Here is a 13,689-nt window from a genome sequence, read left to right on the forward strand (position 1 = left end):
CCTCGCCGCTCGTCAGCGCTCGAAACTCGCGCGCACGAATTCGTCGAGCAGCCGCACGCCGAAACCGGACGCCCAGGACTGGTTGGTCTCGTCCTGAACCGACCCCATGGCGGTGCCGGCAATGTCGAGATGCGCCCAGGGGGTGTCGCCGACAAAGCGCTTGAGGAACTGGGCGGCCGTGATCGAGCCCGCATGACGACCGCCGGTATTCTTCATGTCGGCAAACTTGGAATCGATCATCTTGTCGTATTCGTCGCCGAGCGGCAGGCGCCATAGACGCTCGCCTGTCGAGAGACCGGCCGAAAGCAGCATGTCGCTCAGACCGTCGTCATTGGAAAACAGGCCGGCATGATGGCTGCCGAGCGCCACCAGCACGGCTCCGGTCAGGGTCGCGAGGTTGACCATATAGCTCGGTTCGAAGCGCTGGCGGCAGTAATACAGGGCATCGCCGAGCACCAGACGGCCTTCGGCATCGGTATTGATGACTTCGATCGTCTGGCCCGACATCGAGGTGACGATGTCGCCCGGGCGCTGGGCATTGCCGTCCGGCATGTTCTCGACCAGGCCGATGATGCCGACCACGTTGACCTTGGCCTTGCGCGCCGCAAGCGTGTGCATCAGCCCGGTGACGGCGGCCGCGCCGCCCATGTCGCCCTTCATGTCCTCCATGCCGCCGGCAGGCTTGATCGAAATGCCGCCGGTGTCGAAGACCACGCCCTTGCCGACGAAGGCGACCGGCTTGTCCTTCGCCTTGCCGCCATTCCACTGCATCACGACCAAGCGCGGCGGCCGCACCGACCCCTGGGCAACACCCAGCAGCGCGCCCATGCCGAGCTTCTTCATGTCCTTTTCGCCGAGGATCTCGATCTCGACGCCGAGGCTTTCGAGCTCCTTCGCGCGGGCCGCAAATTCTTCCGTCCCCAGCACGTTGGCAGGTTCGTTGACCAGGTCACGGGCGAGATTGACGCCGGCCGCCACTGCGTCTGCGGTCTTGAACGTCGACTTTGCCGCGTCGGCAACCGAAGTCACGATCGTCACGTCCACCGACTTGACGTTCTCATCGCCCTCGTCGGCCTCTGCCTTCTTCGTGGTCTTGTAGGTGTCGAACCGGTAAACCCGCATCAGCATGCCAAGCGCGAAGTCGGCGGCTGCCCCGCCATCGACATGGACACCGGGGGCATCGAGGAAGACGACGACCTTCCTGGCGGACTTCAGCGCGGCTGCCGCCTTGCCGCCAGCCTTCAGCCAGTCCAGCGGCTTCAGCTTGTCGGCAGTGCCAAGACCCAGCACCAGAAGCCGGTCGGCAGTCGAGCCGTGCGGCGCGATCAGGTCCAGCGTGGCCGTCGCCTTGCCCTTGAACTTGCCGATCTCGGCGGCGCGGGCATAGACGCCCTGCGGATCGGCCTCGGCAAGTCCAGCCGGCCCCTGCCCGTCGCCCGCCGACAGCGCCACGACCAGAGCGCCCTTGAACTTTGCGGAGGTGGCGAAGGTTATGTCGAGCTTGGTGGGCATCAGAATTTCCAATCCAAAAATTTCAAAGTGACGGTTTTGTCGCGATCTTCCCCGTTTCGCCCGTCATGGCAAGAGCCGCATGGCATTTTCCGGCACTTGTGCCGCCGCCAGGGAGGCGAGCGGAGGATCGCGGTCGATGGCCGGGAAGCACTGTCCACCCTCGTCTCCCAAGGCTGGGGCAAGCGTTCCCGAGTTTGATGAAACGCACAAGACGCCATGTTGTTGCCGAAATACCCCAGTTTGAGTGTCGCCAAATCGATGCATGCGTCTTAGATAGAAGCCGACGAGAATGCTGGCACATGCCGGCCCATCAGGTTACCGAATGAAGCTACTCGAGGCCTATATCCTTAGACGCGTCTGGACCATGTTCCTGACAGCGCTGCTGCCCGTGCTGGCGATCATCTGGACGACCCAGGTGCTCAATCGCATCAATCTGGTGACGGATAGCGGGCAGTCGATCGGCTCGTTCATGAAGCTTGCAAGCCTGATCCTGCCGACGCTGCTGCCGACCGTCATGCCGTTTGCCCTGGTGATCGGCATCACCCAGACGCTGACGATGATGAACAATGATTCGGAGCTGGCGGTGATCGATGCCGCCGGCGCTTCGCGCGGCATCGTCTATCGTCCGCTGATCAGCTTTGCGGTGCTGCTCTGCATCTTCTCCTTCGTCATGACCAGCTTCGTCGAGCCGAGGCTTCGCGTGTCTGTCCGCGAAATGATCGCCGCGGCCTATGCCGACCTTCTGTCCACGGTGATCGAGGAAAAGACCTTCCGCCGCCTGGACGATGGCCTCTATGTGCAGATTTCCCAGCGGCTTTCGGGCCGCATCCTGAAAGGCCTGTTCGTCGCGGATTCGCGCGACCCGGCCTATGACATGATCTATTATGCCCGCGAAGGCGCCGTCGACGAGACCGGCAAGGCGCTGATCATGCGCGACGGCGAGGTCGAGCGCAAAACGCCGGACGGCAATGTCTCAATCGTCCGCTTCGACAGCTATTCCTTCGACCTGTCGGAACTGTCGCAATCGCGCGGCGAAGCCCGGCTGCATGCCGGCGACCGCGATCTCTCCTTCCTGCTTTCGCCCGATCCAAACGACAAGGACTACGTCAAGCGGCCGCAGGAATACCGTGCCGAGTTGCACAAGCGCCTGTCGGGCTGGCTCTATCCGCTGGCCTTTGCGCTGATCTCGCTGGTGGTCGCCGGCGACGCGCGTTCGCACCGGGAGGCCCGGCTGCACCCGATGGTCTCGGCGCTGACCCTGGCGATCGGACTCTTCTGGCTGTCGAACTACACGGTCAATCTGGTGGAGAGCAGCGCCACCTTCATTCCGTTCGTCTATGCCGTACCGCTGGGGACGATCGTCATTTCCGGCTCCATCCTGGCGCGGGGCCGCGGGCTCAGGCTGCCGGGCGCGCTGGAGCGGCTGTTCGGGCGGATGGCACAAAGCCTTCGCCAGGGTATGTCCCGGGTCGGCGGAAGCGGTGGAGGTGCATCATGATCACCACGCTCGGTCGCTATTTCCTCAAGCGCTATATCGTCGTCATGCTCTGGTTCCTGCTGGGCGTCACGGCGATCAGCTACCTGATCGACTTCAGCGAAAGCAGCGGCCGGTTTTCGGATCTCGACGGCTTCAGCGTCGCCGGTGCACTCTACCTGACGGCGCTGCGGATACCGCTTATTCTGCAGCAGACGGTTCCGTTCATCACGCTGTTCGTCGGCATGACCGTGCTGATCACCCTCAACCGCAAGTCGGAACTGGTGGTAGCACGCGCGGCCGGCATTTCGGTGTGGCAATTCATGCTGCCCTTCGTCGTCGGCGCGCTTACCGTCGGGCTGTGCACCACATTCGTGCTGAACCCGCTTGCCGCCTGGGGCCAGCGTCAGTCGCTGCAGGTCGAATCGCTCTGGCGCGGCGGCGGCAACGACACCTCGAAAGCCATACCGTGGCTTCGCCAGATCAGCGGCAAGGACGATGTGATCATCGGCGGACGCGTGGTGCTGGACGAGGGCACGATGATCGTCGATGCCGTTCTGATACACTTCGACCGCGACGGCCGGATCATTCTGAGACAGGATGCCCAGTCGGCTAAGTTGAAAGATGGTTATTGGCTGCTTAACGGCGTTACCGAAACCCGGCCGGGCGATATTTCCAAGCGGCTCGACACCGCGAAAGTCAGCACGAACTTAAAGAAGGATTTTGTGCAACAAAGCCTCGCTTCCCCAGAAACCGTTGCATTTTATGATCTTTCTCAAAAAATTGCTGTAGCAAAATCTTTCGGGGTCTCTACAAAGGCGTTGGAGACTCAGTTCCATTCACTCCTGTCACTGCCCTTACTCCTAGTAGCCATGACCCTGATTGCCGCCACCGTTTCCTTGAAGTTCAGCCGGTTCAACCAGTCGCGTTCCGTGATTCTGGGTGGAATCGTTGCAGGCTTCGTGCTTTATGTGGTGACGGTGCTCGTCAAGGCATTCGGCAGCAGCGGGGTCATTCCTCCTTTCGTCGCTGCCTGGATCCCCGTTGTCGTGGCAATGGCTCTGGGGGCGACGGTGCTACTTCATCAGGAGGACGGTTAGTGGCGGCAGGTGACCGTTCCATATTCAAGCGGTTCCTTGCGGGTCTGTTGACCAGCACGGCAGTGTGCCTGATCGCATTTGCTCCGCCTGAAGTCCGCGCGCAGGACGCCCCCGCAGCGGCGCTCCAGCCGTCTGTGCCGGAGGATGCCAAGCTGTTGCTGGCAGCCAACGAATTGCTGTATGACCGCGACAACCAGCGCATCACGGCCCGCGGCGCCGTGCAGATCAACTATGGCGGCTATCGGATGGTCGCCCGCCAGGTGATCTACGACCAGAAAACCGGTCGCATGACCGCCCTCGGCAATATCGAGATGGTGGAGCCCTCCGGCAACCGTCTCTATGCCGACAAGCTCGACGTCACCGACGATTTCGCCAACGGCTTCATCAATGCCATCCGCATCGAGACGACCGACAATACGCGCATGGCCGCCGAGCGCGGAGAGCGGGTCAACGGTACCGATTTCATTCTCTACAAGGGTGTCTACACCGCCTGCGAACCCTGCCGGGAACACCCGGAAAGACCGCCGCTGTGGCAGATAAAGGCCGAGCGCGTCATCGAGAACGGCACCACGCACACCGTGCGCCTGGAGCATGCCAAGTTCGAACTGTTCGGGCATTCGATTGCCACGGTGCCGGCCATCGAGGTTCCCGACTACACGGTAAAGCGCAAGTCCGGGTTCCTGTTCCCGACCATGCGCACATCGGACAATCTCGGCTTCGGCCTGACCATTCCCTACTACTACGTCCTCAACAACCACATGGACGCGACGATCAAGGCCACCGGCTTCACCTCGCAGGGCGTCCTGCTCGACGGTGAATTCCGCAGGCGTTTCGACAATGGCGAGGTCACCGTCCGCGCCGCCGGCATCCAGCAGATGAATTCGGATCTGTTCGACGCCCATACCAGCGACAGTTCCAAGGATACGCGCGGCATGATCGCGTCGAGCGGCAAGTTCGACATCAATCCGCGCTGGTCCTTCGGCTGGGACGTGATGGCGCAGAGCGACAACAACTTTGCCCGCACCTACGAACTCGACGACTACAACCAGCGTACCCACGTCAACCAGCTCTACCTGACGGGGCTTGGCGACCGGAACTATTTCGACCTGCGCGGCTATTATTTCGACGTCCAGAATGCGGACACGAACAGCGAGCTGGAAAAGCAGCAGGGCGTCGTGCTGCCATCGCTCGACTACCAATATTACGCCCCGGAGCCGGTGGCCGGCGGAGAGCTTACGGCCAATTTCAATCTCGCATCGGTTTCGCGCTTCGACAGCGACATCTATACCGTGAATGGCGTAGACCGTTATCGCGGCCTGAAGGGCAACACGACCCGCGCGACGGCGGAAGTCGAGTGGAAGCGTAGCTTCATCACCCCGGGTGGCCTGGAGCTCACGCCGATGCTGGCGGCGCGCGGCGATGCCTTCTCGCTCAACATGGATACGCCGTCCGGCTATACGGGCGACTATTACGACGGCGATGCAGCGACCCGCGGCCTGCTGACGGCGGGCCTTGAGGCGCGCTATCCGATCCTGATGACAACCGCCAATTCGAGCCATGTTCTCGAGCCGATCGTCCAGGTCTATGCCCGCAACGACGAACAGCATGCCGGTCAACTGCCGAACGAGGACGCCCAGAGCCTCGTGTTCAACGCGACCAACCTTTTCGACAGCAACCGCTTCTCCGGCTATGACCGCGTGGAAGGTGGTACGCGCGCCAATGTCGGCTTCCGCTATACCGGTTCGTTCGACAACGGCATCGGCGTTCGCGGCATTTTCGGCCAGTCCTATCAGCTGGCCGGGCTGAACTCCTATGCGACCGACGATCTCGTCAAGGTCGGATCCGCCTCCGGGCTCGAGGATGACGTGTCCGATTTCGTCGGCATGGCGGCCATCGACCTGCCGAACGGCGTGTCGGTCAGCAATAATTTCAGGCTCGACAAGGACACGCTGGACCTGCGCCGCACCGATTCGACGCTGACCTTCACCAATGAGGATCTGCAGGCGAACCTGACCTATACCCGGATCACTGCGCAGCCCGAATACGGCTTCGCCTCGGACAATGACGAGCTGCAGGCCTCCGGCTCCTACAAGCTCGACGAGTCCTGGTCGGTGTTCGGCGCCATGACCTGGGATATCGACTCGGCGGAAATCAGCCGGCATGGCGTCGGTATCTCCTATGCCGACGAGTGCGCGATCCTGTCGCTGGTCTACAACAGCGAACGCGACGACGACAATGAATCGGCAAGCGACTGGTCGATCGGCGCCCGCCTCACCTTCCGTACGCTGGGCGACGTCAAGGTCGGCGACGCGAACGTCAAGGGCTACAATTAAGGCACGGCCTTTCTCGGGCGACAAAGCGGCAGCATGCGGCGCTGTTTTGCGGCCATGCTTTTGCCACCGGGTCATTGTTTTGCCGCAAGGATTGTGCAATCGCTCCGCTTAAATATACTGGTTTCCCCAGCACATCCTGATGTCGGCTATACGAGGAAGAGGTAGAAAATGAAGTTCGGGAGAAACGGGGTTCGCTCGGCAATCATCAGCGGCCTTCTCGCAGTCTCCGCCGTTTCCGTCACTTTGCTGCCGCCTGTCACGGTGCAGGCCGCAAGCGAAGTCAAGGCCGTCGTCAACGGCCAGGCCATCACCTCCGGTGACGTGGCAAGCCGGGTCGCCTTCCTGCGCCTGCAGCATCGCAGCGGCAATCTGAACAAGACGGCCCTCGACCAACTCGTGGAAGAAGCGCTGAAACGGCAGGAGATCGCGCGGGTCGGTGCCTCGGTCAGCACCAGCGATGTCGATGCGGCCTTCGCCCGCTTTGCCGCGTCCAACAAGATGGACACCAAGCGGATGGCGATGATCCTCGACAAGTCGGGCGTCGGCGTATCCCACTTCAAGTCCTTCATCGCCGTGCAGATGAGCTGGCCAAGACTGTTGAGCGCCCGCTATGGCTCCAGCGGCCAGATGTCCAAGCAGGACATCATCAGCCGCATGGCCGAGAGCAAGGAAAAGCCTTCGACGACCGAATACTTTTTGAAGCAGATCATCTTCGTGATCCCCGAATCGAAGCGCAAGTCGATCACCGGCAAGCGCAAGGCCGAGGCTGAAGCGTCGCGCAAGTCCTTCCCGGGCTGCGAGGAGGCCATGCAGTTCGCCCGCAATTACCATGATGTGTCGATCCGCGATCTCGGCCGCATCCTCGAGCCGCAGTTGCCGGCCGAATGGAAGCCGCTGATCGAGAAGGCCAGCAACGGCACCACCGGCACCCGCGTCACCGACAAGGGCGTCGAATATCTGGCGATCTGCAAGAGCCGCACCGTCTCCGACGACCTGGCCGCCGAAATGGTCTTCCGCGCCGAAGACATCGGTAAGGACAAAAAGAAGGAAGACGAAGACCCGAACGACAAGAAGTATCTGGATGACCTGCGCTCCAAGGCCCAGATCATCTATCGATGACGACAGTGTGCCGACATGAGCGCTGACGCAGCGCCGCCGCTGGCCCTGACCCAGGGCGATCCGGCCGGCATCGGCCCGGATATCGCGCTGATGACCTGGGCGGCGCGTCGGGCGCTCGGCCTTGCGCCGTTTCTCTATATCGGCGATCCGGCCGTGCTGGCTCTGCGGGCCCGTCAACTCGAGATCGACGTTGCGATCCGCGAAAGCACGCCACAGACGGCGGCCGATCAGTTCGGCTCGTCTCTTCCGGTGCTGCCGATACCCTGCGGCATCGATGTCGTTTCCGGCGAACCGCATGCCGAGACCGCGCAGGCGACCATCGGCGCAATCGAGACGGCGGTTTCCCTTTGCCTGCGTGGTGAGGTACGCGCCGTCGTCACCAATCCGATTGCCAAGTCCGTCCTCTATCAGGCCGGTTTCGGCTTTCCGGGGCACACCGAATTTCTGGCGGACCTCGCGCAGCGCCACACCGGCACCAAATGCCGGCCCGTGATGATGCTGGCTGGCCCCACGCTGCGGGCGGTGCCCGTCACCATCCACATTCCCCTGAGCGCCGTGCCGCAGGCGCTGACCCGCGCGTTGATCGTCGAGACCTGCGAGATCATTCATGCGGACCTGAAGAACCGGTTTTCGATCGCTTCCCCCCGCCTTGCCGTCGCCGGACTCAACCCGCATGCGGGCGAAGGCGGGGCGCTCGGCCGTGAAGACGACGAGATTATCCACCCGGCCGTCATGGCGCTGCGCGAGCGCGGCATCGACGCCTTCGGCCCGCTGCCGGCCGACACCATGTTTCATGACGATGCCCGCCGCCGCTATGACGTGGCGGTCTGCATGTATCACGACCAGGCCCTGATCCCGGCCAAGGCACTCGGCTTCGACGACAGCGTCAACGTCACGCTCGGCCTGCCCTTCGTGCGGACTTCGCCGGACCACGGCACCGCATTCGGCATCGCCGGCACCGGCGTCGCCAAGCCCGACAGCCTGGTCGCAGCCCTGCGCATGGCCGACGAGATCAGCCGCATGCACCAGGAAACCCACTGATGGCCGCTCTCGACGGACTGCCGACGCTGCGCGATGTCATCACGCGGCACGGGCTGGATGCCCGCAAGGCGCTCGGGCAGAACTTCCTGCTGGACCTCAACCTGACCCAGAAGGTGGCGCGCACCGCCGGCAATCTCGAAGGCGCTACCGTCTTCGAGGTCGGCCCGGGTCCTGGCGGGCTGACCCGCGCGATCCTGGCGCTCGGCGCAAGGAAGGTGATTGCCGTGGAACGCGATCCGCGTTGCCTGCCGGCGCTGGCCGAGATCGCCGATCATTATCCCGGTCGGCTCGAGGTGATCGAGGGCGATGCGCTGAAGACCGATTTCGAGAGCCTGGTGCCGGATGACGGCCCGGTGAAAATCATCGCCAACCTGCCCTATAATGTCGGCACCCAATTGCTGGTCAACTGGCTGCTGCCGAACCGCTGGCCGCCCTTCTGGCAGTCGCTGACGCTGATGTTCCAGAAGGAAGTCGGTCAGCGGATCACCGCGGTGGAAGGCGACAATCACTATGGCCGGCTGGGCGTGCTCTGCGGCTGGCGCACCGAGGCCCAACGCGCCTTCGACGTGCCGCCCGAGGCCTTCACGCCGCCGCCCAAGGTCACCTCCTCGGTCGTCCATCTGGTACCGCGTGCAGCCCCGATCGCCTGTGACCCGCAAAAGCTCGAAAAGGTCACCCAGGCCGCCTTCGGCCAGCGTCGCAAGATGCTGCGCCAGAGCGTCAAATCGCTGGGGGGCGAGGCGCTTCTGAACCGGGCCGGGATCGATCCCGCACGGCGGGCGGAGACACTGTCGGTCGAGGAATTCTGCCGGCTGGCGGCGGAAATCTAGACCTCGATTTACACGAAATTGCTCTTGGGCTCGCGGGTTGCGCCAGCGCAAAGACCGCGCGGCAATTGCCCTGCCATGGGAATGGGACGTCCTGCGCCGCACAGAGAAAAAAGAAGCCGAGGGGGGCAGCCCCTCGGCTTCCCCGCCGTCACGCCGCCCGGGAGCGGGCCGTGCCGGCGGTGGCAAGCTTGAACATGTCGACCTGGCTCTTGAGCCGGTCGGCTTCGCCGGCAAGCGCATGGCTTGCCGCACTCGTCTCTTCGACCATCGCGGCATTCTGCTGCGTTACCTGGTCCATCTGGTTGATCGCGGCGCTGATCTCATTGAGAGCCACCGACTGCTCCCGTGCGGTCTCGACGATCGCCTTGACCTCTTCGTTGATCGAAGCGACGTGACCCTCGATACTGCGCAGCACGCTCCCGGTCTCGCCGACCAGCGTCACGCCTGCGCCCACTTCCGAAGCGGAGCGCTGGATCAGGTCCTTGATCTCGTGCGCGGCATTGGCCGACCGCTGGGCGAGTTCCCGGACCTCTTGGGCAACGACCGCAAAGCCCTTGCCCGCATCCCCCGCCCTGGCCGCCTCGACACCGGCATTGAGCGCCAGGAGATTGGTCTGGAAGGCGATCTCGTCGATGACGCCGATAATCTGGCCGATCTGGCCGGACGACTGTTCGATCCTGCCCATGGCGTCGACGGTTTCCGTCACCACCACTTCGGACCGGCTGGTGTCGACCTGCGCCTTCGACACCAATTCGCCGACCGATTCGGCGCGCCGTGCGGCTTCCGTCAGCGAGGTGTTGATCTGCGCCAGCGATGCCGAGGCCTCTTCAAGTGCCGCCGCCTGCCGTTCGGTTCGCTGCGCCAGGTGATCCGTCGCACGCTTGACCTCGCCGGAACCGCTCTGGATATTCAACGAGCTTGAGCCGATCACGGTGACAACGCCGTTCAAGCGCTCCATCGACGCGTTGAAGTTGACCCGCAGCGGATCGAGCTCGGCTGCGAAGCTTTCGGTAATCCGGTGGGTAACATCGCCATTGGCCAGCGCATCGAGACCGCCGGCCAGATTGTCGACGGCAAAGCCGATTTCCTCGGCCCGCCTGGCGCGCTCCTTCTCGGACAGTTCGCGTGCCGCGCGGCGCTCTTCCACAGCCTTTTGTTCCTGCGCCCGCTCCCGCTCGACGCGTGCGCGCGTCGATCTGATGAAGGACTGGATCGACTGCCCCATCCGGCCGATCTCGTCGTGGCCCTCGGAGTGAATGACATGCACGTCGATTTCGCCCTTGGCCAGCTTGTCCAGCACGCCGCTCAACAAGCCGAGCGGACGCACGACGGTGTAGACCATCGAACAGCCGAGCACCAAAGACAGCACGAAACCGGCTCCGGCCAGAGCAATGACCAGAAGAGCGTGGCGCAATTCGCTGGTGGCAACCCGCTCGGCGCTGCCGCGCAGCTCTTCCAGGGCCTCGTCCTCTATCGCCTTGTATTCCTCAATCCGCTGGGTCGTAAGCTTGAACCATTCCGGTGCGCTATGCAGCGTCAGGTCGGCCTTGGCGCCGAGCGCCAGCAGATCTGCGCGCATGTCCGCCACGGCGCGCGCCGCCCGGCTGTCGATATCCTGTTCGTAGATTGCCTTGCTCTCGGGCGGCATCATCTGGACAAAGCGATCCAGCAGCGCCTGCTGCGCGCCGAACAGTCCGACGAATCCCATATAGCGTTCCGGATCGAAGGCACCGGCCGACAGGAAGCCATTGCCCATGCCGCGTTCGCGGCCGGCCAGTTCCTTCACATGCATCATCAGGTCGAAGCCCAGCACCTGCCCGGTCACGCCCTGGGATGCCATGTCGAGCGAGAATTCGCGTGAGATATCCATCAGCCGGCCGACCGTCGACGTGTAGTATGCGAAGGCGGAAGCACCGGCCTCTGTGCCCGCGTCGATCGCCGCGCGCTCGCTCTGCAGCTCGGCCAGCTGCGCTTCGGTCTCGCCGGCGTGATCGACGAGATCCTGCTGGCCGGTCGCCCGGATCGCCGCGAACACCTCTGTCATGTCGCCCAGATTGTTGTCGGTCTTCCTGCGCGCGACACTCAGCTCCTTGCTGAATTTCTCGCCCTTGGAGCCGATGAAGCCCGCCGTCAGGCCACGCTCGGCCTGCAGGAGATGCACCAGATCGCCGATCGTGCCAGCATCTTCCGCCGCCGCCACCAGAGCCGTCGCCCGTCTATAGGCGTTCCACGTGTCTGCAATCTCGATATAGGTGAGAGCCGTAAGGACGATCAGCGGCACGGACAGGGCTGCGGCCAGGCGCCACTTTACGGATATGTCAATCAATCTCATAACGGGCTCCGAGCAATTATGTCTCAACAGAACCGATGGTCTCGGTCGCCAAAGGTTATGTATTAGTTTGATTTAATATTCGGTAAAATTGAAATAAAAGGCCGATAATCGTCCACTGATTGCATTAGCAAATTATTCTGAACACTATTCAACCAGCACACTGACGAAGTCGAACAGGCCGTGCCGCCGCTCGCGCCGCAAGCGTTCCGCCTTGACGATCGACTGAACCGAATCGAACGCCGTGTTCAGGTCCTCGTTGACGATGATGTAGTCGTATTCGTGCCAGTGCGAGATCTCCGCGCGCGAATTGGCAAGCCGCGTCTGGATCACCTCCTCCGTGTCCTCGGCCCGGCGATGCAGACGAGACTGCAGTTCCGCCATCGTCGGCGGCAGGATGAAGATCGAAACGATGTCCGCCCCCATCTTCTCCTGCAATTGCTGGGCGCCCTGCCAGTCGATGTCGAACAGCATGTCGCGGCCCTCGCCGATCGCCTTTTCCACCGGCTCGCGCGGCGTGCCGTAGAAATTGCCGTGCACCTCGGCCCATTCGAGCAGCGAATCGGAATCGCGCAGCCGCTCGAATTCGCGCTTGGAGACGAAGTGGTAGTGCACGCCCTCGATCTCGCTCTGCCGGCGCGGTCGCGTCGTGACGCTCACCGAAATGCCGATCTCGCGGTCGCTTTCCAGCAGCGTGCGCGCGATCGTCGACTTGCCCGCACCGGACGGCGAGGAGAGCACCAGCATCAACCCCCGCCTCTGGATCCCGCCTGACGTCATGCCTGTCCCCCTATTCCAAATTCTGCAACTGTTCACGAAACTGGTCGATCACCACCTTCAGTTCGATCCCCGCATTGGTCACCGCAACGGAGGTCGATTTGGAACAGACGGTGTTGGTCTCCCGATTGAATTCCTGCGCCAGGAAGTCGAGCTTGCGGCCGATCGGGCCGCCCTTGGCCAAGAGTTCGCGCGCCGCGCTGACATGGGCCTTCAGCCGGTCGATCTCTTCGCGCAGGTCCGCCTTGGTGGCGATCAGCGCCGCCTCCATATGCAAGCGCTCGCGGTCGAGATTGTAGCCGCCTTCCATCAGCGCGCCGACCTGGGCTTTCAGCCGCTTTGCGATCTCTTCGGGGCTGCGGGACGGGTCTGCCTCGATGGTCGCCGTCAGGTCGCCGATCTGCGCGACCTGGCCGAGCAGCACGTCCTTCAGGGCGGATCCCTCGTGCTCGCGCATGGCGCAGAGCGCATCGACGGCCTCTTTCAGGCTCGACAGGATCGCCGCATCGCGTGCCTGCAGCGTTTCTGCGGTCTCCTCGGCTTCCTTGAACTCGACCACACCGCGCATCGCCAGCAGCGCGTCGAGCGTCAGCGGCGCGGGATCGAGCACATCGGGACCGAGCGTGCCCTTCAGCGACAGGACTGCGTCCAGTGCATCGCGGTTGAGCACGGCTTCGACCCGCGGTTCGGTCTGCGAAAGGTTCAGGCTGATCTGGATGTTTCCACGGGTCAGTCCCGCCTGCAACAGGCGCCGGACCTCGTTCTCCATGGTTTCGAGACCGTTCGGCAGGCGCAGCCGCATGTCCAGCCCCTTGCCATTGACCGACCGCAGTTCCCAGGCCCAGCGGTAGCGCCCGAGAGCGCCCTCGCTGCGGGCAAAGCCGGTCATCGACAGAACGGTCATGGGCCTCTCCTTCGGATCGGTTGGTGCGGCTTCGACATCGTCATTCCGTTTCAGCATTCACGGACGCCATTGTCACGATCCGAACACCCCCAGACCGCAGTAATCCAGTGAAATTGCAGACTGTTGCCATCCAGGAGCGCGGCGGCTTCGACAGGAACCCCTTTATGGCTCAATCCGGCATCGCTGCGCAATTCCGCGGCGGTTGCAACAAAGGCCCGCGACGGAACCGCGTGAAGGCAACGCGATAGAGCATTTCAGGCAAGGAAAATC

At 62.9% G+C, this 13,689-nt stretch carries 10 protein-coding genes; 6 read left to right on the forward strand and 4 right to left on the reverse strand.

What is annotated here, in order from left to right:
- Positions 1-12 precede the first annotated feature (12 nt).
- Positions 13-1,512 (reverse strand): leucyl aminopeptidase, encoded by a 1,500-nt coding sequence (locus J2Z17_RS10815; protein WP_209944773.1) that lies wholly within the window; start codon positions 1,510-1,512, stop codon positions 13-15.
- Positions 1,513-1,834: 322 nt separating this feature from the next.
- Between J2Z17_RS10815 and lptF the strand changes: the two genes are divergently transcribed.
- From lptF to rsmA, 6 genes are all read left to right on the forward strand, one after another.
- Positions 1,835-3,010 carry an LPS export ABC transporter permease LptF gene (gene lptF / locus J2Z17_RS10820; RefSeq protein ID WP_209944775.1) on the forward strand — a complete coding sequence of 392 codons (1,176 nt, stop codon included), beginning with the start codon at positions 1,835-1,837 and terminating at the stop codon, positions 3,008-3,010.
- Complete coding sequence (lptG, locus tag J2Z17_RS10825; RefSeq protein WP_209945117.1) at positions 3,004-4,086, forward strand: LPS export ABC transporter permease LptG; 1,083 nt, start codon at positions 3,004-3,006, stop codon at positions 4,084-4,086. Before lptF ends, lptG begins: the two co-directional genes overlap by 7 nt.
- A complete protein-coding gene (locus J2Z17_RS10830; RefSeq protein WP_209944777.1) occupies positions 4,086-6,419 on the forward strand; it encodes an LPS-assembly protein LptD in 2,334 nt (777 codons plus the stop codon). The genes lptG and J2Z17_RS10830 overlap by 1 nt, the downstream gene beginning before the upstream one ends.
- Before the next feature lie 168 nt (positions 6,420-6,587).
- Positions 6,588-7,538 (forward strand): SurA N-terminal domain-containing protein, encoded by a 951-nt coding sequence (locus J2Z17_RS10835; RefSeq protein ID WP_209944779.1) that lies wholly within the window; start codon positions 6,588-6,590, stop codon positions 7,536-7,538.
- Between the two features lie 15 nt (positions 7,539-7,553).
- Positions 7,554-8,579: a 4-hydroxythreonine-4-phosphate dehydrogenase PdxA gene (pdxA, locus tag J2Z17_RS10840; protein WP_209944781.1), complete on the forward strand. Its 1,026-nt coding sequence runs from the start codon at positions 7,554-7,556 to the stop codon at positions 8,577-8,579.
- A complete protein-coding gene (gene rsmA, locus J2Z17_RS10845; protein WP_209944783.1) occupies positions 8,579-9,409 on the forward strand; it encodes a 16S rRNA (adenine(1518)-N(6)/adenine(1519)-N(6))-dimethyltransferase RsmA in 831 nt (276 codons plus the stop codon). The genes pdxA and rsmA overlap by 1 nt, the downstream gene beginning before the upstream one ends.
- A gap of 148 nt (positions 9,410-9,557) precedes the next feature.
- Here rsmA and J2Z17_RS10850 read toward each other — a convergent pair whose 3' ends face one another.
- The 3 genes from J2Z17_RS10850 to J2Z17_RS10860 form a co-directional block, all read right to left on the reverse strand.
- Positions 9,558-11,741, reverse strand: a complete 2,184-nt coding sequence (locus J2Z17_RS10850; RefSeq protein WP_209944785.1) for a methyl-accepting chemotaxis protein — start codon at positions 11,739-11,741, stop codon at positions 9,558-9,560.
- 144 nt (positions 11,742-11,885) lie between these two features.
- The gene (gmk, locus tag J2Z17_RS10855; protein ID WP_209944787.1) at positions 11,886-12,518 is read right to left on the reverse strand and encodes a guanylate kinase; all 633 of its coding nucleotides are present in this window, start codon (positions 12,516-12,518) and stop codon (positions 11,886-11,888) included.
- A 10-nt stretch (positions 12,519-12,528) separates the two neighbouring features.
- The gene (locus J2Z17_RS10860) at positions 12,529-13,419 is read right to left on the reverse strand and encodes a YicC/YloC family endoribonuclease (RefSeq protein ID WP_209944789.1); all 891 of its coding nucleotides are present in this window, start codon (positions 13,417-13,419) and stop codon (positions 12,529-12,531) included.
- Positions 13,420-13,689: the final 270 nt, after the last annotated feature.

It is taken from the genome of Heterorhizobium halophytocola, from assembly GCF_017873095.1.
Classification (GTDB): Bacteria; Pseudomonadota; Alphaproteobacteria; order Rhizobiales; family Rhizobiaceae; genus Allorhizobium; species Allorhizobium halophytocola.